Origin of the sequence: Bacillus sp. ISL-18, assembly GCF_018613415.1 — a bacterium.
In the GTDB taxonomy this organism is placed as follows: Bacteria; Bacillota; Bacilli; order Bacillales; family Cytobacillaceae; genus Neobacillus.
In genome coordinates this window covers 847,681-872,287 of sequence record NZ_JAGGQG010000010.1, presented here as the reverse complement: position 1 = coordinate 872,287, position 24,607 = coordinate 847,681, and the positions used below count along the sequence as shown (strand labels likewise).

General features: G+C 39.9%; 27 protein-coding genes and 1 riboswitch. Of the genes, 15 read left to right on the top strand and 12 right to left on the bottom strand.

All coding sequences use genetic code 11. The features are described 5' to 3' along the window. Positions 1 to 14: 14 nt before the first annotated feature. Together J7E81_RS17525 and J7E81_RS17520 are read right to left on the bottom strand one after the other, a co-directional pair. Positions 15 to 1,376, bottom strand: a complete 1,362-nt coding sequence (locus tag J7E81_RS17525; RefSeq protein ID WP_215044289.1) for a cytochrome ubiquinol oxidase subunit I — start codon at positions 1,374 to 1,376, stop codon at positions 15 to 17. Between the two features lie 135 nt (positions 1,377 to 1,511). Next, the gene (locus J7E81_RS17520) at positions 1,512 to 2,444 is read right to left on the bottom strand and encodes a metal ABC transporter solute-binding protein, Zn/Mn family (protein ID WP_215044287.1); all 933 of its coding nucleotides are present in this window, start codon (positions 2,442 to 2,444) and stop codon (positions 1,512 to 1,514) included. Positions 2,445 to 2,649: 205 nt separating this feature from the next. On the opposite strand from J7E81_RS17520, the gene J7E81_RS17515 reads away from it, so the two are divergent. Further along, positions 2,650 to 3,222, top strand: coding sequence for a beta-class carbonic anhydrase (locus tag J7E81_RS17515; RefSeq protein ID WP_215044286.1), 573 nt, complete (start codon positions 2,650 to 2,652; stop codon positions 3,220 to 3,222). A 2-nt stretch (positions 3,223 to 3,224) separates the two neighbouring features. Here the strand turns inward: J7E81_RS17515 and yidD are convergent, their stop codons facing one another. Continuing rightward, entirely contained in the window at positions 3,225 to 3,452 is a 228-nt protein-coding gene (yidD, locus tag J7E81_RS17510) for a membrane protein insertion efficiency factor YidD (RefSeq protein WP_215044268.1), read from the bottom strand. Positions 3,453 to 3,601: 149 nt separating this feature from the next. On the opposite strand from yidD, the gene J7E81_RS17505 reads away from it, so the two are divergent. After that, positions 3,602 to 4,075: an S-ribosylhomocysteine lyase gene (locus tag J7E81_RS17505; RefSeq protein ID WP_215044266.1), complete on the top strand. Its 474-nt coding sequence runs from the start codon at positions 3,602 to 3,604 to the stop codon at positions 4,073 to 4,075. A 40-nt stretch (positions 4,076 to 4,115) separates the two neighbouring features. On the opposite strand, the gene ytzI is transcribed toward J7E81_RS17505, so the two are convergent. Together ytzI and J7E81_RS17495 are read right to left on the bottom strand one after the other, a co-directional pair. Beyond that, positions 4,116 to 4,304, bottom strand: a complete 189-nt coding sequence (gene ytzI / locus J7E81_RS17500) for a YtzI protein (RefSeq protein ID WP_215044264.1) — start codon at positions 4,302 to 4,304, stop codon at positions 4,116 to 4,118. A 110-nt stretch (positions 4,305 to 4,414) separates the two neighbouring features. Further along, entirely contained in the window at positions 4,415 to 4,672 is a 258-nt protein-coding gene (locus J7E81_RS17495; RefSeq protein WP_098531965.1) for a DUF6154 family protein, read from the bottom strand. 244 nt (positions 4,673 to 4,916) lie between these two features. On the opposite strand from J7E81_RS17495, the gene J7E81_RS17490 reads away from it, so the two are divergent. Together J7E81_RS17490 and ytkD are read left to right on the top strand one after the other, a co-directional pair. Continuing rightward, a complete protein-coding gene (locus tag J7E81_RS17490; RefSeq protein WP_215044262.1) occupies positions 4,917 to 5,240 on the top strand; it encodes a hydrolase in 324 nt (107 codons plus the stop codon). Between the two features lie 85 nt (positions 5,241 to 5,325). Continuing rightward, positions 5,326 to 5,805: an RNA deprotection pyrophosphohydrolase gene (ytkD, locus tag J7E81_RS17485; RefSeq protein ID WP_215044260.1), complete on the top strand. Its 480-nt coding sequence runs from the start codon at positions 5,326 to 5,328 to the stop codon at positions 5,803 to 5,805. A 19-nt stretch (positions 5,806 to 5,824) separates the two neighbouring features. On the opposite strand, the gene J7E81_RS17480 is transcribed toward ytkD, so the two are convergent. Genes J7E81_RS17480 through J7E81_RS17470 form a run of 3 tightly spaced genes read right to left on the bottom strand, consistent with a single transcriptional unit; the run spans position 5,825 to position 8,426 of the window. After that, positions 5,825 to 6,631, bottom strand: coding sequence for an ABC transporter permease (locus J7E81_RS17480; protein ID WP_215044258.1), 807 nt, complete (start codon positions 6,629 to 6,631; stop codon positions 5,825 to 5,827). Then, positions 6,612 to 7,388, bottom strand: a complete 777-nt coding sequence (locus J7E81_RS17475) for an ABC transporter ATP-binding protein (RefSeq protein WP_215044256.1) — start codon at positions 7,386 to 7,388, stop codon at positions 6,612 to 6,614. Before J7E81_RS17475 ends, J7E81_RS17480 begins: the two co-directional genes overlap by 20 nt. Positions 7,389 to 7,409: 21 nt before the next feature. Next, complete coding sequence (locus J7E81_RS17470; protein ID WP_215044254.1) at positions 7,410 to 8,426, bottom strand: ABC transporter substrate-binding protein; 1,017 nt, start codon at positions 8,424 to 8,426, stop codon at positions 7,410 to 7,412. Between the two features lie 230 nt (positions 8,427 to 8,656). On the opposite strand from J7E81_RS17470, the gene J7E81_RS17465 reads away from it, so the two are divergent. Next, on the top strand, positions 8,657 to 9,451 hold the full coding sequence (locus J7E81_RS17465) for an alpha/beta hydrolase family protein (protein WP_215044252.1): 795 nt from the start codon (positions 8,657 to 8,659) through the stop codon (positions 9,449 to 9,451). Positions 9,452 to 9,485: 34 nt separating this feature from the next. Beyond that, positions 9,486 to 9,728, top strand: coding sequence for a DUF2584 domain-containing protein (locus J7E81_RS17460; RefSeq protein ID WP_215044250.1), 243 nt, complete (start codon positions 9,486 to 9,488; stop codon positions 9,726 to 9,728). A gap of 67 nt (positions 9,729 to 9,795) precedes the next feature. On the opposite strand, the gene pckA is transcribed toward J7E81_RS17460, so the two are convergent. Then, entirely contained in the window at positions 9,796 to 11,382 is a 1,587-nt protein-coding gene (gene pckA / locus J7E81_RS17455; RefSeq protein WP_215044248.1) for a phosphoenolpyruvate carboxykinase (ATP), read from the bottom strand. Between the two features lie 260 nt (positions 11,383 to 11,642). Further along, positions 11,643 to 11,779: riboswitch (SAM riboswitch) on the top strand. Between the two features lie 310 nt (positions 11,780 to 12,089). On the opposite strand from pckA, the gene metK reads away from it, so the two are divergent. Both metK and asnB read left to right on the top strand, forming a co-directional pair. Next, positions 12,090 to 13,289 (top strand): methionine adenosyltransferase, encoded by a 1,200-nt coding sequence (metK, locus tag J7E81_RS17450; protein ID WP_215044246.1) that lies wholly within the window; start codon positions 12,090 to 12,092, stop codon positions 13,287 to 13,289. Positions 13,290 to 13,519: 230 nt separating this feature from the next. Beyond that, positions 13,520 to 15,424: an asparagine synthase (glutamine-hydrolyzing) gene (asnB, locus tag J7E81_RS17445; RefSeq protein WP_215044244.1), complete on the top strand. Its 1,905-nt coding sequence runs from the start codon at positions 13,520 to 13,522 to the stop codon at positions 15,422 to 15,424. A gap of 41 nt (positions 15,425 to 15,465) precedes the next feature. On the opposite strand, the gene J7E81_RS17440 is transcribed toward asnB, so the two are convergent. After that, positions 15,466 to 15,978: a gamma carbonic anhydrase gene (locus tag J7E81_RS17440; protein WP_215044243.1), complete on the bottom strand. Its 513-nt coding sequence runs from the start codon at positions 15,976 to 15,978 to the stop codon at positions 15,466 to 15,468. A 142-nt stretch (positions 15,979 to 16,120) separates the two neighbouring features. Here J7E81_RS17440 and J7E81_RS17435 point away from each other — a divergent pair, with 142 nt between their 5' ends. Both J7E81_RS17435 and J7E81_RS17430 read left to right on the top strand, forming a co-directional pair. Beyond that, positions 16,121 to 16,924: an alpha/beta hydrolase gene (locus tag J7E81_RS17435; RefSeq protein ID WP_215044241.1), complete on the top strand. Its 804-nt coding sequence runs from the start codon at positions 16,121 to 16,123 to the stop codon at positions 16,922 to 16,924. Between the two features lie 20 nt (positions 16,925 to 16,944). Further along, on the top strand, positions 16,945 to 18,027 hold the full coding sequence (locus J7E81_RS17430) for a tetraprenyl-beta-curcumene synthase family protein (protein ID WP_215044239.1): 1,083 nt from the start codon (positions 16,945 to 16,947) through the stop codon (positions 18,025 to 18,027). 20 nt (positions 18,028 to 18,047) lie between these two features. Here the strand turns inward: J7E81_RS17430 and mnmM are convergent, their stop codons facing one another. Next, positions 18,048 to 18,620, bottom strand: coding sequence for a tRNA 5-(aminomethyl)-2-thiouridylate-methyltransferase MnmM (gene mnmM, locus J7E81_RS17425; RefSeq protein ID WP_215044237.1), 573 nt, complete (start codon positions 18,618 to 18,620; stop codon positions 18,048 to 18,050). Between the two features lies 1 nt (position 18,621). Further along, entirely contained in the window at positions 18,622 to 19,581 is a 960-nt protein-coding gene (mnmL, locus tag J7E81_RS17420; protein ID WP_215044235.1) for a tRNA modification radical SAM protein MnmL/YtqA, read from the bottom strand. Between the two features lie 190 nt (positions 19,582 to 19,771). On the opposite strand from mnmL, the gene J7E81_RS17415 reads away from it, so the two are divergent. From J7E81_RS17415 to J7E81_RS17395, 5 genes are all read left to right on the top strand, one after another. Continuing rightward, positions 19,772 to 20,035, top strand: a complete 264-nt coding sequence (locus J7E81_RS17415; protein ID WP_215044233.1) for a YtzC family protein — start codon at positions 19,772 to 19,774, stop codon at positions 20,033 to 20,035. Positions 20,036 to 20,050: 15 nt separating this feature from the next. Further along, on the top strand, positions 20,051 to 20,230 hold the full coding sequence (locus tag J7E81_RS17410; RefSeq protein ID WP_215044231.1) for a glycogen biosynthesis protein GlgD: 180 nt from the start codon (positions 20,051 to 20,053) through the stop codon (positions 20,228 to 20,230). Positions 20,231 to 20,787: 557 nt separating this feature from the next. Beyond that, the gene (locus J7E81_RS17405; protein WP_215044229.1) at positions 20,788 to 21,972 is read left to right on the top strand and encodes an MDR family MFS transporter; all 1,185 of its coding nucleotides are present in this window, start codon (positions 20,788 to 20,790) and stop codon (positions 21,970 to 21,972) included. A 131-nt stretch (positions 21,973 to 22,103) separates the two neighbouring features. Then, entirely contained in the window at positions 22,104 to 23,879 is a 1,776-nt protein-coding gene (locus J7E81_RS17400) for a sensor histidine kinase (RefSeq protein WP_215044228.1), read from the top strand. Beyond that, on the top strand, positions 23,857 to 24,603 hold the full coding sequence (locus tag J7E81_RS17395; protein ID WP_215044226.1) for a LytR/AlgR family response regulator transcription factor: 747 nt from the start codon (positions 23,857 to 23,859) through the stop codon (positions 24,601 to 24,603). The genes J7E81_RS17400 and J7E81_RS17395 overlap by 23 nt, the downstream gene beginning before the upstream one ends. The last annotated feature ends 4 nt before the right edge of the window (positions 24,604 to 24,607 follow it).

Here is a 24,607-nt window from a genome sequence, read left to right as displayed (position 1 = left end):
GCAGGATCACCTCCTTATGAATTTGAACTAAACAGTGGAACTCCTTTTTGCTCTGCCCGATTCAGATCATCCTCTACCTTATTTTTCTTGAAATAATAACGCAGGACAAAGATGACTGATAAGGCTAAGATGATATAGACGGCAGTAAACAATATAAATAGTACTCCCAGGTTTGTGGCAGTCGTCACCGAATCTTTTGTGGATAAAACTCGATAAATCGTCCAGGGCTGCCTTCCTGTGCAGGCAAAAATCCAACCGAATTCAATACTTAGAACAGCAAGTGGACCTGAAGCTACATACAACCACATTAACCACCTTGGGAAATTCTCTTTTTTGACAATCTTCTTCCAAAAAATCCCTATGAACGAAATGAGTATAAGTAATGAGCCAATCCCTACCATTCCGTTAAATAGGGTATGGATAAACAACGGCGGCCATTCATCTTCTGGAAAATCATTTAGGCCTTTTACAACGGTATCAAAACGATTACCGGCCAAAAAACTTAGTGCCCAAGGGACTTCAATTCCCCACTTTACCTTTTCTGTTTCTCGATCAGTAAATCCGCCTATTGCTAGTGGAGCATGGGATTGAGTTTCAAATAACCCTTCTGCAGCCGCAAGTTTTTCAGGCTGATATTTATGAAGGCTTTGTGCGGTTTCATGTCCGTTTAGTGCTGTTAATAATGAAAAGATTCCCCCGATTACAAGGCTTAACATTAGTGCTTTTCGATGAAATCGAAATACTCTTGAGGAGAAATCGGATTTAAGCATTTTATAGGCAGAAACAGTCGCGATGACAAACGCTCCGGTTGTATAGGCTGAAAATGCGACATGACCGGCATTGATAAAAAAGCTTGGATTAAAGAAGGCAACCCATGGGTGAACATCGACTATTTTACCATCCACAACCCTAAAGCCAGCGGGTGTCCCCTCGAATGCATGAACATTTGTGATTAACACGGCAGAACCCATCGCACCAATTGCCACAAGGACTAAACTGGCAATCCTCATCCATGGGGCAATTCGTTCAGCTGCATAAACGTAAATGGACATAAATAAAGCCTCAATAAAAAAAGCATAAATCTCAATTTGAAAGGGAAGGGCCATAACAATTCCAATAACTTTCATGAATCCAGGCCAAAGCAAGGATAATTGGGTTCCTGCAATAGTACCGGTCGGTATCCCCACTCCTAATAGGACGGCAAAGGCTTTTGTCCATCTTTTAGCCATGACAACATACTCGATATCCTTTGTTTTTTGATAGAGGAGTTCTGCTGTTAAAATCATGAAAGGCAGCCCAACGCCAATGGTTGCAAAAATAATATGAAAACCCATTGTTGTTCCAAATAAACTCCTTGCAATTACTAAATCACTCATATGGATCTCCCTTCTCTTTAGACACGTATGAGTTTATTGTTTACAGGTAAGAGATTCCTATGTAATTATTTCCAAAGAAAAGGATAAATTTTAGAAAATAAAAAAAGACCTCCCAAAGAATCAGGAGGTCGAATGTTAATTATTTAAAGCTGTTTCCAATATTTTTAAGTTCGTATTCATGAGAGTAAAGTAGGTTTCTTTATTTTTAAGATTTTCTTTAGAGAGGACGGCTAAATTATGAATATGGAGGGCTTTAGCTCCCATTTCCTTTTGGACAACTTTACCAAGGTTTGACTGAACATTTTGTTCAAAAAGAATATAGTGTATACCCTCGTGCTCAGCAATCGATATGATATTTTCAAGTTCTTTTTGCGTGGGCTCATTGGTTGTAGATAGGCCTGAAATACTAATTTGTTCAAGGCCGTAACGGCTTTCCCAATAGCCAAAGGCCGCATGGGTGACCATGATTTTTTTATGTTTTGCATTTGAAATGGTCTGATCATATTGAGTATTTATATGGTCGAGGTCAGCAGCAAGTTTATCATAATTTTCATTGAAAAATTCTTTGTTTTGCGGCATTTTACTAACTAATTGATCACGAATGACAGCGGCCATTTCTTTACAATAAACCGGATCTAACCAAACATGGGGATTTACATTATTCGTACCCAGCTCTTCTCTTTTACCCGAGTGGGGGTCCTTTGGCAGCTTAAGGTGAGCGGCGGTCGCTACTAGCTTAACATTTTCACTTTTTAGAGTGTCTTTTGCTTTTTCCACAAAACCTTCTAACCCCAGCCCAATATAGAAAAATAAGTCTGAATCTGCTAAATTCATCATATCTTTTTGAGATGGTTCATAAGTATGCTCATCAGCTCCGGGAGGATAGATGGTTTTTGCAGTCACATATTTTCCGCCGATTCTTTCTGAAAAATATTGCAAGGGGAAGACAGTTGTATAGATGGTTAAATGATCTTTCTTTTCTTTCGATTGATTAGTTCCATTTGTACAGCCAGACAGGATGAGGCTTATTGGCAATAAAAAAGAGAGAATCAGAATGAATTTTTTCATAGTTACTCCTTAATAATCTATTAAATCGGATTTATTACGATTTATTGTTTAAAAATTTTTGGAATTCTGAAAAGAAAATAATATATAATACGGAACGATTCCGATTTCCATTAGTATCTTACAAAAAAAATAGTATAATTGCAAGTATAATATTTGTTTCTTACAAGGCATATTATGTATGCTTAATATGAAAGGTGGGATTTAGGTGAGCAATTCATCAATATTAACCGATATTTTAGACTTCAATCAGAAATTTGTAGAGAACCATGAATACGAGAAGTATGAAACAACTAAATTTCCAAACAAAAAGATGGTCATCCTAACTTGTATGGATACCAGACTATTAGAGCTTTTGCCTAAAGCATTAAATTTGGGAAATGGGGATGCCAAGATTATTAAGGACGCTGGAGCACTGGTGTCACATCCGTTTGGAAGTGTCATGCGCAGTATTTTAGTTGCTTTATATCAACTAAAAGCGCAGGAAGTTCTGGTAGTTGCTCATTACGATTGTGGTATGAGCGGGATGAAGGCGGAACCGGTGATAGAGAATATGAAAGAAAGAGGGATTTCGGAAGAAACACTAAGCACTCTTACATATTCCGGAATTGATATTAAGCAGTGGCTGCAAGGATTTGAAAGTGTAACTGACAGCGTCAAGCACAGTGTGGATATGATTAAAAATCATCCATTATTGCCTAACGATGTTCCTGTTCACGGTTTAGTGATTGATCCTAAAACAGGCAAGCTAGATTTAATTGTAGACGGTTATAAGAACTAGAACTAGTGCTGTTTTTTTTCCGGAACAGGATCAACGCCCCCTGGATGAAAGGGATGGCATTTTGAAATCCGCTTAATGGTCAGCCAGCCGCCTCTTAGTACGCCAAAGCGTTGAATGGCTTCTAATCCATATTGGGAACAGGTTGGATAGAATCGGCATGAAGGCGGTTTGATTGGTGAAATGACCACTTGATAAAAGCGAATAAGCGCAATAAAGATTTTTTTTAGCATACATTCTTTCTCCTTTTACATACAGGAATCATACTTACAACATACCATAAATAGTAATAATCGTCTAAAATGCTAAATGTAACTAAGGTGATGTATTTAGTCGGGTTTTATTGTATAGTAAAGAGAGATTACACAAAGGAGTGAGTAACGTGCCTTCAGTTGAAAGCTTTGATTTAGATCATAATGCTGTTAAAGCCCCATATGTTAGACATTGCGGTGTTCATAAAGTGGGCAGTGACGGTGTTGTTAATAAATATGATATCCGTTTTTGTCAGCCTAATAAACAGGCAATGAAGCCAGATGCCATCCATACTTTAGAGCATTTGCTTGCTTTTAATATTCGCAAGCATTCCGAAAAGTATGACCATTTTGATATCATTGATATTTCGCCAATGGGGTGCCAAACAGGCTATTATTTGGTGGTTAGCGGGGAACCAACTGTTGAGGAAATCATCGACTTGTTAGAAGATACGATGAAGGATGCAGTTGAAATTGTTGAGGTTCCTGCTGCAAATGAACGGCAGTGCGGCCAAGCTAAACTGCATGATTTAGAAGGTGCCAAACGGTTAATGCGCTTTTGGCTTGAACACAGCAAAGAAGACTTAAAGCAAGTTTTTGCTTAAACCCTAAAAAAATTCCTATGCAATTGCGAATAGGAATTTTTTAGCGTTTATCTTGATTTTCATGATTTTCATTAGTTGTTTGTTGTAGTTTTTCTTCTTGATCCCTATATGGATTATCCTCTAATGAGTCAACTGTATGCTTATAGGAATATGCTTTAGAAGTAGTTGTAACTGCCAGCAGCAAAACAACAATAACGATAATAATCCCTAGCACTAATACCGTATACATATTAATTTCCTCCCTTTCTACCCATTGTATCATGAAAAAAGAAGAAATTTTTGAAAAAACAAGAAAAAGGAAGCTGTTTCAGCTTCCAATTTGTCAGGTGTTATGTAAAATCAATGTATATTCCTAGGATAATAAGTATGTGTACGATGCTGTCCGTACTCTTCTTGAGCAAACTTTCCTTTTAAGCTTTCAATCAGATAGAGACCCATTAAATCATAAAGTTCTTGTTTATCCATCTCTTGAATTAACGCCAGCAAATCTTCGTGTGACATCTCTTCTAAAAAAGCGAATGTCAACATATCAATGTCTTCTTCATCACCGGTTAATTTGTTTCGATACATCGCATATAATTCATCGACTAATTTCATTTTTCCACCTCCTGGTAAAAACCTTGGGATTGTATGACCTAAAAATGAATTCACTCTACTTATTGAATACCCATAAACGAATAAAATCATCCCTGCCTTTCAAAAGATAAATTAACTGAAAAATCTGTTTTCTTGGTTGTATGTTTATTATATAGGATACTTCACTAAAAAATGAGTCGAAATGTGAAAAAAGAATAAAATTTCTCTATTTGTACATTACTAAACAGTAAAAGGGGATGAAGTAATGGATCAACAAAAGAAAACCTACTTTATTGATGTAGGAACCGGTCAAATATCCGCTAATGCTTCAAGTTCCACTTGGAGCTATAAAATTCAAGCAACTGATGAAGAAATTACACAGCTGAGAGAGCTGTTTAATCAAAACTATTCAACAGAGTGGAAGAACTTCTTTAGAGCCCACGTCCCGTTTGTTCAATACCATTATGACAGGGAAAATGACCAGTATGATAGTACCATCCAACAGGTTTATGGGATGCTGTATCAACTCGGTGACCAAGAGGCAAAAACCCATATTGAAAGCATGAACATTTTACCTAAGAATCAGTAATCCTGTGAGGAGAATCCAAAAGTTTAAGGATTCTCCTTTTTTCTATATAATTATATCATTAAAGAATATATGGGGCGGATATAGAATGAAAAAGTTTTTCGATTGCAACGGAAATACGGTTGAACTTCGATTTGGTCATAATGTCTTTAATATGAAGCCTAAGCATGTTTTGGTGATTTGTCAATTTGAAAATTCCTGGTTTTTAACCAATCATAAAATGCGCGGCTTGGAGTTTCCTGGCGGAAAAGTGGAAAATGGAGAAACCCTTGAAGAGGCGGCTAGAAGAGAGACCTTTGAAGAAACTGGGGCAATTCTCGGTGACCTTCAATCGATCGCTGAATACAAAGTGAATGACACAGAAGGAGCTTTCGTGAAAGCTGTTTTTTGGGGAATGGTGGATAGAGTAGAGCAAACCAATGCCTATTATGAAACAAATGGACCCGTTGCGGTTGAGGGGAATATATTGGAGCTTCGCTTTGCAGATGAGTACAGCTTTATCATGAAAGATCAAGTAATTGGGGAATGTATCAACTATATCCAGCAGCTTAAAAAGAGAAGGAAATAGCAGTAGGTGTTTGCCCCTGCTATTCTTTAATTAATTGTTTTTCTAATAGATCGACGAGCTGATACATAATGGTGGCAAATACGGCGATAATCAATAGAGATAAGAAGACAAGTGTAAAATTAAATACTTGGAATCCATAAATAATTAAATATCCAAGTCCTTTCGTGGAGACAAGAAATTCTCCCACAATTACCCCAACCCATGACAGCCCAACATTAACCTTTAAGGTTGAAATAATCGCAGGGAAGCTAGCTGGCAGGATCACTTCTTTAAAACATTGAACGCGAGTAGCACCAAAGGTTTGAAGGACCTTTATATAGTTGTGATCGACTTCTTTAAAGGATGAGTACACAACAAGCGCCGTAATGATCACCGAAATGATGACTCCATTTGCGATAATGGAGGTGTATCCAGGACTAAGGGCAACAATGATGACCGGTCCTAAGGCAACTTTGGGCATCGCATTAAAAATGACGAGATAAGGGTCAAGTATTTTGGAAATGATGGGAGACCACCAGAGTACGGCTGCTATGATAACACCGAGCAGGGTGCTGACAAGAAAGCCAATGATCGTTTCCATTAAAGTGGCACCTAAATTCGTCATTAATGAGCCATCTTGAATTTTCTCAACACAAAGAGTCCATATTTTAGATGGAGAGCTGAAGAGGAGCGGATCAATCCACTGCATCCGGCTTAAAAATTCCCAACTCAAAAATATGAGTAGGAAAATAATCAGTTGATAAAAACGAACCCATCTTTTTTCAATAGTTAAGGATCGAAGATAATTTTTATGGAGGAGCTCTATATTATACTTTTCTTGGCTCAAGCGACTCCAACTCCTTCCATATCGATTGGAAAATTCCTTGAAATGCTTCGTGATTTCTTGCTTCAAAGGGAGACAGCCGCTTTAGATCTTCCGGCATTTCAAAGGTTTTGTGAATTTTCCCAGGCTTTGCTGAGAATAAAAAGATTCGGTCGCTCATCGCAATGGCTTCTCCAATATCGTGCGTTACAAGGATAGCTGTTTTTCCGAACTCATCCAAGGTTCGGGAAACTAAATCTTCAAGCTTAAGCTTGGTTTGATAATCAAGCGCAGAAAATGGCTCGTCAAGCATCAGTAGTTTCGGCTCGGTCGCAAGCGTTCGAACAAGGGCAGCCCGCTGCCTCATCCCGCCTGAAAGCTGCTTTGGAAGCTGTTTCTCGACACCGATTAAACCAATCTGGTTTAATAGGTTTAGGGCAGACGATTTGGTATGTTCATTTAGCCTTTTAGATAATTTAAGGCCTAATAGGATATTTTCCTCAATTGTTTTCCAAGGAAACAAATAATCCTGCTGGAGCATGTAGCCAATCTTATTTTTTGAGGTAGAAACCGGCTTGTTTTCTAACAGGACAGTCCCTTGGGTTGGTTTTAGTAAGCTGGAAATGATCGAGAGCAAAGTAGTCTTACCACAGCCACTAGGGCCGAGGAAGGAGACAAACTCTCCCTCCTCAACCGTTAGTGAAACATTGGAGAGGGCCGTGGTGGCAGAGGCTTTTGTTAAATAAGTATGATGAATCTGCTGAATTTGTAAAAAGCTCATAAAGACGGCCACCCTTTCCTTTTATTTTTTAATGACTTTTTCAGCGAACTCCGTGTTAACAAGTGTTTTATGATCTACTTCTTTTGGAAGCTCTCCAGCTTCCTTCATAATAGTTTGAAGATTGTTCCACTCTTCTTCATCCAATATCGGATCTGTAGCAAAAGATCCTTGGCTTTTATAACGCTCTACGACCGTTGTCATGATATCTAAATCGGTATCCGGAAAATAGGCAGTAACCGTTTTGGCGATTTCCTCGGCGCTATGAGTTTGCACCCACTGCTGTGCCTTATAGATTGCTCTGGTGAATTTATCCACTGTGTCACTATTTTCTTCTAAATAGCTTTGTTTGGCCATAAAAGTGGTATAAGGGACATGACCGGATTCCTTACCGAAGGAAGCAACAATATAGCCTTTTCCTTGTTTTTCAAAGATACTTGCTGTTGGTTCAAATAGCTGTACATATTCGCCTGTTCCAGAAGCAAAGGCATTTGCAATATTCGCATAATCAACATTCTGAATGAGGTTTAGGTCTTTGTGGGGATCGATTCCATGTTTTTTTAAAACGAATTCTCCCACCATTTGCGGCATACCGCCTTTACGCTGACCAAGGAATGTTTTCCCTTTTAACATATCCCATGAAAAGTTGTCTATTTTATTTCTTGCTACAAGGAATGTACCATCCGTTTGCGTAAGCTGGGCGAAATTGATCACCGGATCATTGGAGCCCTGGGCGTAAACATAAATGGATGTTTCTGAACCGACAAGTGCAATGTCCGCCCCTCCAGAAAGCAAGGTGGTCATGGTCTTATCGCCCCCAGGAGTAGTTGTAAGGGTAACATCTAATCCCTCTTCCTTGAAGAACCCTTTGGCAAGTGCAACATATTGCGGGGCATAGAAAATGGACCGAGTCACTTCGGCAATCCGAACCTTTTCTAATTTCTTTGTTTTGGTCACTGAATCACTGTTACAAGCCGCCAATGAAATCATAAGTACACTAATGAGAAGTAAGGAGAAACTTAATTTCATCCTCTTTTTCATATTGAACCTCCTTTAATACCCTTTTCATAAATCTGGGCTAATTGCCTAAGATATCGTATGTAGGGCGAAAAAATGTGTGAATGCCCAGTGACAATAAATTTTAAAAATGTGGGTGTGTTAATCTTGGTTGTTGATTTCCGCTCCAGGCGGCTTCGCTTGCCGCGGAAATCAACGTGATAAAATTCAACTATAACTTTTAACACAACCAAATATATAAGGATGGACGACAAATGGACAAAAATAATGGAAGGATCATCGAAATGATTCGTTTTCCTTCTCCTAATCCAAATGTAGAATTAAAAGTGATTACGTATCTCTCAAATGGATTAAAAGTGAAGGGGATGCTTGCTGTTCCTTTACAAGAAGGAAACCTGGACGGTTTTCTTTATTTAAGGGGAGGGATTAAAAATGTTGGAAAAGTCAGACCCGCCCGGATCGCTCAGTTTGCCTCTGAAGGGTTTATCGTTTTTGCCCCTTTTTACCGCGGCAATCAAGGGGGAGAAGGAAATGAGGATTTTGCAGGAGAAGACAGAGAGGATGCCTATGCTGCCTTTCAGGTATTGAAATCACTTCCAAGGGTTCAGGATATCCATATCTTTGGCTTTTCCCGCGGGGGTGTTATGGCATTATGGACAGGTATTCTCTTTCCAGAAGCAGCTTCTATCGTTACCTGGGGAGGTGTAAGTGATATGACCCTTACGTATAAGGAACGAAAAGATTTACGGAGAATGATGAAAAGAGTTATTGGAGGTACACCTGAAAAGTATCCGGAACGGTATAAAGAAAGAACAGCGCTTTATGAGCTTGAAAATATAGAAGCCCCAATCCTGATTATTCATGGTGTTCAGGATCAAAATGTGTCAGTTGAGCACGCTCACCGGCTGGAGAGAAGGCTGAGATCACTAGATAAACAAGTAGACTGCTGGTACTTTGATGAGTTTACTCACTACTTTCCTCCGGCAGTAAACAGAAAAGTAGTCCATGATTTATCAAAGTGGATGAAAAATCAAGCTAAAAGATGTTAAAATAAAGGTAATATAAACGGAGGAGCGGATATGTATGGGTATGCCTCTTGAAATGAATACAATGATTGTAACGAAGGGCAGGGAGCATAGGATCGAGGAGAACCTTTTTGAATTAGTGAAAGAAGGATACAGACTTTACCCTATTGAAATTCCAATTGAAGTCAGAAAAACAATCGACTGTGATTCAAGTGGAACGGGGCTAATAAAAAAAGTGGAATGGCAAAGAAATACCACAACCGTAACCTATCAATTAGTATCCTTAAATTCTACAAATTAACCTTGTTAAATATAAGTGCAGGAAAGCCCATATCGGAGTAGATATGGGCTTCCTTGTTATGATAAGACTATTGTAATGGTCCACCTTTTTCCTCAATTTCTGTCTGAACATGGCTAAACTTTTTGAAGTTTTCCCTGAATTTAGCGGCTAGTTCCTTTGCTTTTTTCTGATAGGCCTGTGGGTCTGCCCACGTTTTATTCGGCTGAAGCACCTCATCCGGAACCGCTGCAACATGTACTGGTATATTTAGCCCAAATATGTTATCTTTTACGGTTTCCACATGGTTAAGTTCTCCCTCTAGAGCTGCTTGAACCATTGCCCTGGTGTAGGATAGCTTCATTCTATTCCCAATACCATATTCTCCACCTGTCCAGCCGGTATTCACTAAAAAGACATTTACGTTATGCTCTAGAATTTTTTCGCCAAGCATTTCCGCATAGCGTGTCGCTGGAAGTGGAAGGAATGGTGCTCCAAAGCATGTCGAGAATGTCGCTTCCGGAGATGTAACTCCGCGTTCAGTCCCTGCAAGCTTAGATGTATAACCACTCAAAAAGTGATACATGGCTTGTTCCTTCGTTAATTTTGCGATTGGCGGCAATACGCCAAAGGCATCGGCCGTTAAAAAGACAATCGTATTAGGATGACCAGCAATACTTGGCTGAATGATATTGTCAATTGCCTCCATTGGATAGGCTGCCCTCGTGTTTTCTGTCAGGGTGTTATCATCATAATCTGGAATTCTTGACTCCTTATTGAGGACCACGTTTTCCAAAACCGTCCCAAACCGAATCGCATCAAATATTTGCGGTTCTTTTTCACGAGAAAGATTAATGCACTTTGCATAACAGCCGCCTTCAATATTAAAAACTCCATTAGAAGACCAGCCATGTTCATCATCCCCAATTAAGCGGCGATTTGGATCCGCTGAAAGAGTAGTCTTGCCTGTTCCAGATAATCCAAAGAATAGAGCCACATCTCCTTCATTGCCAACGTTAGCTGAACAATGCATCGAGAAAATATTATTTTCAGGCAGTAAATAGTTCATGACTGAAAAAATGGACTTTTTCATTTCCCCAGCATATTCCGTGCCGCCGATTAGTACAATTCTTCGTTCAAAAGAGATGATAATAAAGGTTTCAGAATTTGTTCCATCGATCACTGGGTCCGCTTTGAAATTCGGAGCAGAAATGACTGTGAACCCTGCATCGTGTGTCAGCAACTCTTCTTCTGTCGGGCGAATAAATAATTGCTGTACAAATAGATTATGCCAGGCGTATTCATTAATGACTTGAATCGGCAGCCGGGATTTTTTGTCCGCTCCGGCAAACCCTTTGAACACAAAAATCTCATTTTGAAGTTTTAAGTAATCAAGTATTTTATGGTAAAGATTCGTAAAAGCTGCCTCAGAAATAGGCTGATTTGTTGAGCCCCACGCTATTTTGTTCTTGGTAGACTCTTCCATCACAATGTATTTGTCCTGTGGTGATCTTCCGGTATATTTGCCGGTGGAAACACTGACAGCTCCGGAAGAGGTTAGAGTACCTTCCTTTCTTCCTAAAACCTTTTCAACTAATTGCGGGACGGATAGCTGTACCTGGACATTACCTTCATGTAACAATTGATTTAATTCAGTTGGAATATGAACAGAATTCATTTACTGAAACCTTCCTTTACTAGGATTATTTGTTCAATAGTATAACACATTTATTTTAATAGTCTATACTAATGAGTGAAATTATGTGAATATTTAAGAATTTTATTTGAATGAGGGACAAATGGCTTGGATTAGGTGTTTTAATTAAACGCAAAAATCCATTTGCAAAAGTTACAATTTACTCTTTTAGGAAAAACTTGATATAAATTAATTGACATTGATTGAAGTAGTAGGTTATGATTTACCCTTGAACGGATACTCTCTTATCCCGAGCTGGTGGAGGGACAGGCCCTATGAAACCCAGCAACCTGCAAACGAATAAAGCGAACTCCAAGGGTTCGGTATTTCGGGCAAAGGTGCTTAACCTGAAGCAAGGCTTGACCTTGAACGATAAGAGTGAAAGGCACGCAAAACTTTTGCTATTAACCTTTCCTCATAATGATGGAAAGGTTTTTTGTTGTATTTACGTGCTATGTTACATAATTGTACTTTTTATTCCATCGTATAAACTTCAAGGGGAGTATACTTAAAATAGAATATTGTATGAGTACAAGCACCAAGGCACTTTTACATTTCTATAATAATAATCCCATGTTTATTTCATACTACTAAGGGAATGAGTTCCGTATCAATCGAGGTTAAACGGCAGGTATACATAAAACCCAAACAGCTAACCTCACTTTATTCCATAATAAGGAGGAATTCAGATGTCAACAAAACGTCGTTTGTTTACTTCTGAATCAGTAACTGAAGGTCATCCTGACAAGATTTGTGACCAAATTTCTGATTCCATTTTAGATGCAATACTAGCTAAGGATGCTAATGCTCGTGTTGCCGCTGAAACTTCGGTAACGACAGGATTAGTTTTAGTAGCAGGAGAAATCACCACATCAACCTATGTAGATATTCCAAAGATCGTCCGTGAAACGATTAAAGGTATCGGTTATAATCGTGCAAAATATGGTTTTGACTCGGAAACTTGTGCGGTCTTAACTTCTATTGATGAACAATCTCCTGATATTGCGATGGGTGTTGACCAAGCCCTTGAAGCTCGTGAAGGTCAAATGTCAGATGAACAAATTGAAGCGATCGGTGCAGGAGACCAAGGGTTAATGTTTGGTTTTGCTTGTAATGAGACCAAAGAGCTTATGCCGCTTCCGATTTCACTTGCACATAAACTTGCACGCCGATTAACGGAGGTACGGAAAGAGGATATTCTTCCATACCTGCGTCCTGATGGAAAAACACAAGTCACGGTGGAATATGATGAGAATGATAAACCAGTTCGAATTGATACGATTGTCATTTCTACACAGCACCACCCAGAAATTACATTAGAACAAATTCAGCGAAACGTGAAAGAATACGTCATTAATCCTGTTGTTCCTAAGGAACTCATTGATGAAAACACAAAGTATTTTATTAACCCAACAGGCCGTTTCGTGATTGGCGGGCCGCAGGGCGATGCAGGGTTAACAGGCCGTAAAATCATCGTTGATACCTATGGCGGCTATGCTCGTCATGGCGGCGGGGCATTCTCCGGTAAGGATCCTACAAAGGTTGACCGTTCAGCTGCCTATGCTGCGCGCTATGTGGCCAAAAATATTGTGGCGGCAGGACTAGCAGATAAGGTTGAGGTTCAGCTTGCCTATGCAATTGGCGTCGCAAGACCGGTTTCCATCTCAATTGATACATTTGGTACAGGCCAAATCAATGAAGAGCAATTAGTGGACTTGGTGGAACAAAACTTTGATCTTCGTCCAGCTGGTATCATTAAAATGCTTGACCTTCGCCGCCCAATCTACAAGAAAACAGCAGCTTACGGCCACTTTGGACGTACGGATGTTGATCTTCCGTGGGAGCGCACAGACAAAGCAGAAGCGTTACGCCAGCAGGCAAATCTATAAATAAGAAGGGTGTTGCATGATATATGTAACTCCCTTTTTTACTTTTCGTCTAATGTATGGTTAATGTATATTATTGGAATAACATGTTTAGGTAGGTCTAAAGAAGTGAAAAATGATGTTATGATATTTACCTATAAGTTCACAGTGTCATTTTGAAAAAAAAGTGGTAGTATTAGAGAGATGTTTTTTAGAAGACGTTTAATATGAAATTGGAGTAGGTGAGGTACATAATGTGTGGTTTTATCGGTTGTGTACACGACAAAACACAAAACTATAGTGAAGAACAAAAACAGCTATTTAAAAATATGAACGATTTAATAACCCATCGCGGGCCGGATGATGATGGTTTTTATTACGATGACCATATCCAGTTTGGCTTCCGCCGTTTGAGTATTATTGATATCGAAAGTGGCCATCAGCCGCTAACATATGAAAACGAGCGTTATTGGATTATTTTTAATGGTGAAATTTATAACTATGTTGAACTTCGTGAAGAGTTATTGACAGAAGGACTGTCTTTTGCCACAAGTTCGGATACAGAAGTAATCATTGCCCTTTATAGCCACTTAAAAGAAAAAGCGGTTGAAAAACTGCGCGGAATGTTCGCATTCGTCATCTGGGATAAGCAGGAACAAACCCTTTATGGTGCGCGTGATCCATTCGGAATTAAACCTTTCTTTTATATGGAAGATGGCGAAAGAACCTTTTTTGCATCTGAGAAAAAAAGCATTTTGCTGGCTTTAGAGAATGATGTCCTCAACTATGATGCGTTGCAGCATTACTTAACCTATCAATTCGTTCCTGAACCTGATACGTTATCTGAAGGAATTAAAAAATTAGAGCCAGGACATTATTTCACCAAAAAAATTGGCGCTCCAATGGAAATGAAAAAGTATTGGAAGGCTCATTTTCAGCCTGTTCAGAAATCAGAAGCTGATTTTATTAAGGAAATTCGCGATGTATTATTTGATTCAGTCGAAAAGCATATGCGCAGTGACGTTCCTGTAGGTTCGTTCCTTTCAGGCGGAATTGATTCATCGATTATTGCTTCAATTGCAAAAGAATTTCATCCCGCTATTAAGACTTTCTCTGTTGGCTTTGAACACAATGGTTTCAGTGAAATTGATGTGGCTAAAGAAACAGCTGAGAAGCTCGGTGTGGAAAATATCAGTTACATTATTACACCTGAAGAGTATATGAATGAAATTCCAAAAATCATGTGGCATATGGATGATCCGCTTGCCGACCCAGCCTGTGTTCCTCTTTATTTTGTCGCAAGGGAAGCTCGTAAACATGTAACGGTTGTTCTTTCGGGTGAAGGTGCCGATGAATTATTTGGCGGGTACAATATCTATCGGGAGCCACAGTCACTAGATGTCTTTAATAAAATCCCAAGAGTCGGGAAAGTTTTATTAAAAGGTATTGCCGGGATGATGCCTGAAGGAATGAAAGGCAAAAGCTTTATTGAGCGCGGCGTTACACCAATGGAAGAACGCTACATTGGAAATGCGAAGATGTTTACCGAAGTGGAAAAACGTGATGTATTAAATGTTTACCGTGAAGGTTTAAACTATCTCGATGTCACTAAGCCTCTTTATCAAGAGTCCAAAGGGTATGACTCAGTCGACAGAATGCAGTATATTGATATCCATACCTGGATGCGCGGCGATATCCTGCTAAAGGCAGATCGAGTAACAATGGCTCATTCGCTTGAGCTTCGCGTACCATTCCTAGATAAAGAAGTGTTTGCGGTAGCTTCGAAAATTCCAACCAGCTTAAAGACGGCTAATGGTACAACCAAATATATTTTACGTAAAGCAGCTGAAGGTGTAGTGCCTGAACATGTTCTAAGTCGTAAAAAATTAGGATTCCCTGTTCCTATTCGTCATTGGTTGAAAAACGAAATGAATGAATGGGCCAAAAAGATTATCCGGGAAAGCAACATGGACCATCTAATCAATAAATCATATGTGTTGGGTTTACTCGAAGATCACTGTCAGGGCAAAGCGGACAACAGCCGGAAGATCTGGACCGTGCTTATGTTTATGGTATGGCATCAAGTATATGTGGAAAATGTCTATTCTTTTCAACGTGATTATGCCCTTCAAAAAGAGTTACAATCAGTAAAGCATTAAAAGAAAAGCACCCGCAAAAATGTGGGTGCTTTTGTTAATCTTTAAGATTGCAAAGACTTATAATATTGGCCTTTCTCGGCATATTCTGTATAAATACGTTCCATATCTTTTTTGTCTTCCGGCGTTAATTCTCTAATAACTTTTGCGGGTCTGCCAAATGCTAAGGTATTAGGGGGGATTTTTTTTCCTTGCGGTACAAGACTTCCAGCGCCAATGAAGGCACCTTCTCCTATCTCTGCTTGATCAAGAATAATGGATCCCATGCCAACTAAAGCTCTTTTTCTTACAATGCAGCTATGAAGAATGACTTGATGACCGATCGTCACTTCATCCTCTAAAATTAGCGGGTTATTAGGGCTTTGGTGTAAGATAGAATTATCTTGAATATTAACCTTATTACCTATTCTCGTTGGGGCAACATCGCCTCGAATCACGGAATTAAACCAGACACTGGACTGTTCGCCTATTTCTACATCACCCGTGATGGTAACATAATCGGCAATAAAGGCAGTTTTAGCAATTAACGGGTATTTATCTTTAAAGGGGTAGATCAATTGGGCTCGCTCCTTTGTAATTGATAAGTATATTTTAGCGAATATAGTAAGTGGTTTTCAAAAAATAAATCTGGTATAACAAATAAGTCTAAACTTGCAAGGTTTTGGACAAAAAGCATATCTTTTTCTAGGGGGACGAAAAATGTGGAAATGGGAAGCTGAAGGGGAGGCAAAAGCAGTAATTGTAATGGTGCATGGTGCAATGGAGCACCATGGCAGATACGGCTGGCTGATTGAAATGTGGCGTTTAGCCGGCTTTCATATCATTATGGGCGACCTTCCGGGGCAAGGGATGACAACAAGGTCCCGCCGCGGCCATATCGATTCCTTTGATGAATATATTACGGAGGTAAAGGACTGGGTGCAAGCGGCCTATCGATATAACCTTCCCGTGTTTCTATTAGGCCACAGTATGGGCGGATTGATTTCGATTCGTTTGTTGCAAGAAGAACAACTGAATGTGGCAGGCGTGATTCTTTCTTCTCCATGTCTGGGACTGGTTCAAGCGCCATCTAAATTTTTAAATGCTCTCTCTCATCTCATAAATGTAGTTTATCCATCGCTTCGGATGAATTCCGGGCTGTCGGTGCAGATGGCCACAAGAAACGAAGATGTCCGCGAAGCGGATTCGAATGATACTCTTTACGTGACAAAAGTTTCGATTCGCTGGTATCGTGAACTTGTTGGGGCGATCAAGGAAGCATTCGAGAATTTGGCAGATACACAAGATCTCCCTATGCTCGTCATGCAGGGCGGGGATGATAAAATTGTTAATAAAGCCACCGTAAAGGAGTGGTTTAACCACGTACCGTTATCGGAGAAAAGGTTTAAGGAGTGGCCGAAGTGCTACCATGAAATTTTTAATGAACCGGAGCGGGAAGAGGTATTTGAATACGCGAAAGATTTTGTTTTTAGCCAATTAAAAGCAATTGGTTATATTGTCTAAGAAAGGTAGATGTTTTTTCCATGATGCCAATCACCCTTATGTCTAGGGTCTATCGCAAAATTATTCCTGCTGTCCATCAAGAATTGGCTTATTGGAAAAGCCGGGCTGAAAATATTCCTAACCAAGAATTAAGAAATCAGGCTCTTGCAAGTATTGACCAAAAAACCTTCCATTGTGAAGGCGGGGGCATACTTGCTCTTAGTGCCAAGGAAGACTATCAAAAAGCAGTAAAGTTTATTGTGGCTTATCAAACGATCAGCGATTACTTAGATAACCTATGTGATCGGAGTACCTCGCTGGATCCTGCCGATTTTGCAGCCCTCCATGAGTCAATGTCAGATGCCCTTGTACTGCAGGCAGAAGAGAAAAATTATTATCGGCTCCGAGATGACCAGGATGACAATGGATATTTACATGATTTATCTGAAACATGCCGTACGGTTTTAAGGGAGTTAGACAACTATGATTTAATCAAAGAGTATCTTCTAGAACTATGCCAATATTATTGTGATTTGCAGATTCACAAACATGTGGTCAAGGAAGAGCGGGTACCTCGTTTAAAAAAATGGTTCAATCGTTACCAAGACAATCTTCCTGAAATGGAATGGTATGAGTTCTCGGCCTGCTCTGGTTCAACCTTAGGGATCTTTTGTTTAGTCTCATATGCGATGCGGGAAGATTTTAAAGTAGAAGATGCGGTAAATATCCGCAAGGGGTACTTTCCTTATATTCAGGGCTTACATATACTTTTAGATTACTTTATTGATCAAGAGGAAGACTTGATTGGCGGAGACCTAAATTTCTGCGCTTATTATAATAGTGAAGAGATTCTTTTTAAACGCTTAAAGCATTTCGTAATCGAAGCGGACCGCCATACGGAATTCCTGCCCCACAAAAGATTTCATCAACTCATTAATCGAGGTTTGTTGGGGATTTATTTATCAGATGCCAAGGTTCGCAAACAGGAAAATGTCCGTAAATTGGCACGAGGGATTATCAAATCAGGGGGATGGATTAGTTATTTCTTTTACTACAATGGACTAGCTTACCGGTCCCTGCAAAAAACGGTACCTGCGTTTGTAACACGGTCGATAACAAAATAAAACCAGGCCTAGTGCCTGGTTTATCTTTTTTCAAGTGCAATTATAAATGGCGGGTTATTTTGTTGGTTAATAAACTGATATTGAAGAACATGGGCTGTTTTTTGATCCAGTCCTTGACAATAGTTCAATAGCTGGTCGCGTTCAACTGCACCTTGTTCATGACCATGGTAAATCACAAGGACGATGGTCCCCTCGGGAGCCATTATTGACAATAGTTGTTCGATTGCCGAAATCGTTGTTTCTGCATGGGTTACAATGTTTTTGTCGCCACCAGGCAAATAACCAAGATTAAATATGGCCCCGGTTATTTTTCCCTGAACATCCTTAGGGATTTTTGCAAAAATTTGTTCATGGCCTTCATGAAAAATGGTGACCCTGTTGATCAGGTTATGCTCGATTAAGCGTTCCTTCGTAGCGTTAATAGCTTCTTGCTGGACGTCAAACCCAAAAACTTGTCCATCTTCTCCAACCAATTCTGCCAAAAATACCGTATCATGTCCATTCCCCAAAGTGGCATCCACTACCATATCTCCGGGCTTTACAGCCTTTTTAAGTAAACTTTTGGCAAAGGGGAGAATGCGCTCCATTTTCATATCAATTTACCACATCCCCTTGGAAAAACTTACCTTGCCAGCTGTTTCTTCTCTTTAATTCTGCATCAATGGAATTCAATACTTCCCATTTATTAACACTCCACATGGGTCCAACCATTAAGTCAATCGGACCGTCTCCTGTAATTCGATGAACAATCATTTCCGGCGGTAAAATTTCTAATTGGTCACATACTAAAGATATATAATCCTCTTTGGTGAGAAATTCAAGCATTCCCTTTTCATATTGTTTAACCATTGGGGTGCCTTTTAATAAATGCAGTAAATGAATCTTAATCCCTTGCACATCTAATTTGGCTACCTCACGAGCTGTTTCCATCATCATGTCATAGGATTCAAGCGGGAGTCCGTTAATGATGTGGGAGCAAATCCGAATCCCATGTTTCCGAAGTTTATTGACACCATCAATGTAAGATTGGAAATCATGGGCACGATTAATCAGCATAGCCGTTCTTTCATGAACAGTCTGGAGGCCAAGCTCTACCCATAAATACGTACGCTGATTTAATTCGGCTAAATAGTCAACCACGTCATCCGGCAAGCAATCTGGGCGGGTTGCAATGGATATTCCAACAACCCCCTCTTGGTCAAGCACGGTTTCATATTTTTCCCTAAGTACTTCAACGGGAGCGTGGGTATTAGTAAAGGCCTGAAAATAAGCCATATACTTGCCGTCTTTCCACTTAGTATGCATTTTTTGTTTGATTTGATTAAATTGTGTTTCTAATGGCTCGACCCGGTTACCAGCAAAATCCCCAGAACCGGCTGCGCTGCAAAATGTACAGCCGCCATGAGCGACCGTACCGTCGCGGTTCGGACAGTCAAAGCCACCGTCAAGGGCTACTTTAAACACCTTATGGCCGAAATGATTTCTAAGGTGGTAATTCCAAGTGTGATATCGTTTATCGTCGGTTGCATATAGAAAAGGTTTTGTCTGAAGCACTCAGAAACCTCCTTTGTAAGTTAAAGATTGCATACCCTTCATTTTATCATGAAGTAAGCCTATATCCAATTGCCATTGCTGCAAGCAAAGGTTGGTAATAATTATCCACCTGTCATGAGTTATAGGATAGGGAATGGAGAACAAAATAAGAAATGAAGCGTGCGCTTCAAACAATTAGGGGGGTTCTTAGATGGCTACTCGCGACTCAATGGATAATCTAATGCAACAAGTTGAGGACACACTACGTTATGCTGAAGAGCAATACAAGCACAGCAGCCTTCAAGAGCATTATAATAACGATGATTATACGACAGCGCTGCAACAGCTCGAGCAAACCTATCAGGATATTTGTACGATGGCCCATAGTGCTAACTCGCAGCAGCGGGAACAGCTCCATCGAATGAGACTTCAAATTCAGCAGCTTCAGAATTCCATGATTATTGAGACACGTTAAGAGGAGGAGAAATTCTTGAAGAAACGTTCCAAGATGAAAAATCCCGAACAAAAAACCCGAAATGGTATCAATAATCAAGACCTTGAGCTCAGCCAGGATCGTGACTTAATAAAAGAGGCAAAAAAGAAATACGAGGATACCGGCGGACAACCGGTTAAATCCAAAATGCATCAAGAACCAGAACAATCATCATAAGAAATGAAAAGGGTCTCTCACTTTGTGGAGAGATCTTTTTGTGTTTATCTGTCGTAAGATTTGAGTCTGTTAGCTTTCGGGGTTATGAGCGTCTCTTATCGGTCGAAGCAAAGGGAAGCAAACGGCTACGGGGGTTATGAGCGTCTCTTATCGGTCGAAGCAAAGGGAAGCAAACGGCTACGGGGGTTATGAGCGTCTCGGTCGAAGCAAGGGGAAGCAAACGGCTACGGGGGTTATGAGCGTCTCTTATCGGTCGAAGCAAGGGGAAGTAAACGGCTACGGGGGTTATGAGCGTCTCTTATCCGTCGAAGCTGTGGGAAGCAAAACCCGAGCCTACAGGTCTTATCTGTTATACCTGTCACTTATCACTTATCTGTCGAAGCCTAGATTCTCATCCCCACGGGTATAAATCACCCTAAAATGAACTTCGAAAAGCATCCGATTTAGCAGAATATTTAATTAAAAAAAGAGGAGAACGAAAAGGATTGCACCCAGCTTGGGAATGGAATACAATGTATCTTTGGAAATGAAATGTTTATCGTAAAGGAGCGTTTTTCATGCCACGTGCCTTATGGCTATTAATTATTGGAATGGCAGTGAATGTAATTGGCTCTTCTTTTTTATGGCCTTTAAATACCATCTATATTCACGATCACTTAGGTAAATCTTTATCTGTTGCGGGGATCGTTCTAATGCTTAATTCTGGAGCAAATGTAATCGGGAACCTATATGGTGGTCATTTATTTGATAAAATAGGGGGCTTTAAATCTATTATTCTGGGGATTCTGATCTCCTTAGCAGCCCTAGTGGGGTTATCTATCTGGCATAACTGGCCTGAATACGTTGTTTTCTTAACGATTGTGGGCTTTGGAACAGGAATTATTTTTCCTTCTATGTATGCGATGGCTGGTTCCGTTTGGAAAGAGGGAGGACGGAAATCTTTCAATGCTCTGTATGTTGCCCAAAATGTTGGTGTTGCAATCGGGGCATCACTTGGCGGGATTGTCGCTGATTATTCCTTTCAACTTATTTTTCTTGCAAATACAGTTATGTATGTCATCTTTTTAGTGATTGCGGTCTTTGGATATAAAGGTATTTCTACAGATGCTGCACATCAAGAAAACAGGGAAGAAAATGTAACGGCCGTTAGCAGAATGAACCTTAAGGCATTAATGATCCTATGTGCAGGCTATTTGCTCTGCTGGGTTTCCTACAGTCAATGGACTACAACGATTGCTTCTTATACACAGGAAGTGAATATCACACTAACCCAATATAGTTTATTATGGACGATTAACGGAGCGATTATCGTGCTAGGGCAGCCGCTCTTAAACGGGATTCTCAAATATCTTGCTTCATCGTTAAAGAAGCAAATCCTGATCGGTATTGGTATCTTTATTATTTCCTTTATTGTAGCAGGGCAGGCCAGCGCTTTTTCAGGCTTTTTAGCGGCTATGGTGATTTTAACAATCGGTGAGATGTTCATTTGGCCGGCAGTTCCAACTGTTGCTTTTGCGTTGGCTCCAAAAGGGCGTGAAGGTTATTATCAAGGTATCGTGAACAGTACGGCCACAGGCGGAAGGATGATTGGTCCAGTGCTTGGCGGTATACTGGTCGACCACTATAATATGTTCACTTTATTTACAGTATTAATCTTGTTGTTTATACTCGCAATCGGCACTACCATCGTTTATGACCGCGGTTTGAGACCAAAAGAGAAAATTACTGCTAAGACAATATAAGTTTATGACCCACAGTCAAGATGATTGTGGGTTTCTTTTATTTTTAGTCTTTTAAATTATTTCCTTGTTTATTTTTTGATATAGTAAATTGATAGAGTAGTTTTTTTAGAAAGGAAGAAAGTGGGGATGGGATGCTAGCTTTAATACCTCTTATGCTTGAGCGGGTTGGTATTTTAATCATTGTTGCATTTATTTTATCAAGGATGAGATCGTTTCGACAGGTGATCCATAACGAGCGGGGGATGGCAGCGAAAGTAACAATCATAGCGATCTTTGGTGCCTTTGGGATTATCAGCAATTATACAGGTGTAGAAATAGGTCATGGAGTCGTTACGTCACAAGATTGGCTGACAGATGTTGATCAGAATGGTGCCATTGCCAACACAAGAATAATGGGCGTGGTGATTGGCGGTTTGCTTGGCGGACCCATGATTGGAATAGGGGTAGGGTTGATTGCTGGATTGCACCGCTTATCGCTCGATGGTTTCACCGCGGTGGCATGTGCGGTTTCCACCATTTTTGCAGGAATCGTGACAGGATTTTTAAGTAAACGTTTTAAAATACAGGAAAGCGGCTCTACAACGAAAGCAGTTATAATGGGAATTTTGATGGAATGTTTTCAAATGGGAATTATTCTCCTATTAGCAAAGCCCTTTGATGAAGCCTTAAATCTTGTAAAACTAATTGCCTTTCCTATGATTGCGATTAATGGTTTTGGGACACTTTTATTTTTACTTATTATCCAGGATATTTTTCAAGAACAGGAACGAACAAGGGCATTACAAACACATAAGGCTTTATATATTGCAAATCAAACACTGCCATTTTTTCGGCAGGGCCTAAATATGGACTCGTGCGCAAAGGCAGCTGAAATTATATTGAAATGGACCGGTGCAGATGCCATCTCCATCACAAATCAACAGCAAGTTGTCGCACATGCTGGGGCTGGTGCCGACCATCATCTGCCATCTGGGACAATGGCCACTGAATTAACAAAAAAGGTGCTAGAACAAGGCAGAATCATTATTGCAAAAACAGCCATGGAAATTCAATGTTTTAACCCGAATTGTCCATTAGAGGCTGCCATAGTGTTACCGCTTAAGGTTTATGATAAGACTGTCGGAACCTTGAAGCTTTATTTTACTAATTCTAGCCAACTCGATAGTGTAGAACAGGAGCTGGCTGAAGGCTTAGGGAGATTATTTTCCGGCCAGCTCGAAATGGCAGAGCTAGAGCGGCAAAGACGCTTATTAAAAGATGCTGAAATTAAGGCACTTCAGGCACAGGTCCATCCTCATTTTTTGTTTAATGCAATTAATACCATTTCAAGTTTAATCCGAAAAGATACCGACCAAGCTAGAAAACTGCTAATTCAGTTAAGTGTCTTCTTTCGCAGTAATCTTCAAGGCGCTCGTCAAATGCTGATACCGCTTGAAAAAGAACTCGATCATGTGGAGGCTTATTTGTCCATTGAACAAGCAAGATTCCCTGACAGGTATAAGGTGACTTTTGAAATAGCTCCACCTTTTAGAGAGGTATTAATACCCCCCTTTACATTGCAGCCACTGGTGGAAAATGCGATTCATTATGCCTTTTCAAAAAACAAAACGGGAACAGTTCGAGTCCGTGCCTACCAGGAAGAGGGGAGAATGGTCCTCATCACGGAGGATGATGGAAAAGGGATTTCACCGGAGAAACTTGCTGTACTTGGAATTCAAACAGTTGATTCGGCAGATGGTACAGGTACTGCCTTATGGAATATTAAAAAAAGAATTGAAGAGATTTATGGGCCTGAAGCATCATTACAGATTGATAGTATCCTAGAAAAGGGGACAAGGGTTGTAATTAAATTGCCATTAGCCCGGCAAAGATGGGGGGAAGAGAGTGTTAAAAGCCTTTATCGTTGATGATGAACCGCTTGCGAGAGATGAACTTTCCTATTTGCTAAAACGAAGTAAGCAGGTGGAAGTAGCTGGAGAAGCTGATTGCCTTGAAACTGCGTTTGAAAATTTAAAAAACATGGATATTGATGTGATTTTTTTGGATATCCAGCTTGCCGATGAAAGTGGAATCGAAATTGCCAGTAGATTAAATCAGTTAGACCATCCGCCATTGATTGTTTTTGCAACAGCATTTGATGAATATGCTCTTAAAGCTTTTGAACTTAATGTAGTTGATTACCTCTTAAAACCAATTGATGAAAAAAGGATCCAGCTCACCATTGATAAGCTGTTTAAGCTGGCTGGAAATAAAGAGCAAAAAATCCCGCTTTCATCTAGGTGGCATTCTAGTCAAAATGATCGGTCAGAAAAATTAGCGGTTTCGATTGATGAAAAAATCGTGTTACTCCATATCAATGACATTGTCTATATTGGCACGCAGGATGGTAAAACAGTCGTAGCTACGGAAAAACAAAAGTTATGGGTCAATGAACCATTAGTAACCTTTGAACGAAAACTGCAATTTCCTTCTATTATGCGTGTTCATCGTGCATATCTAGTCAATATTGATGCCATTCTCGAGATCGAACCATGGTTTAATTCAACCTACAATTTAATTATGAAATCCGGCGAAAAGGTTCCCGTTAGCAGAACCTATACAAAGGAACTGAAACAGCTGCTTGGTTTTTAACAGC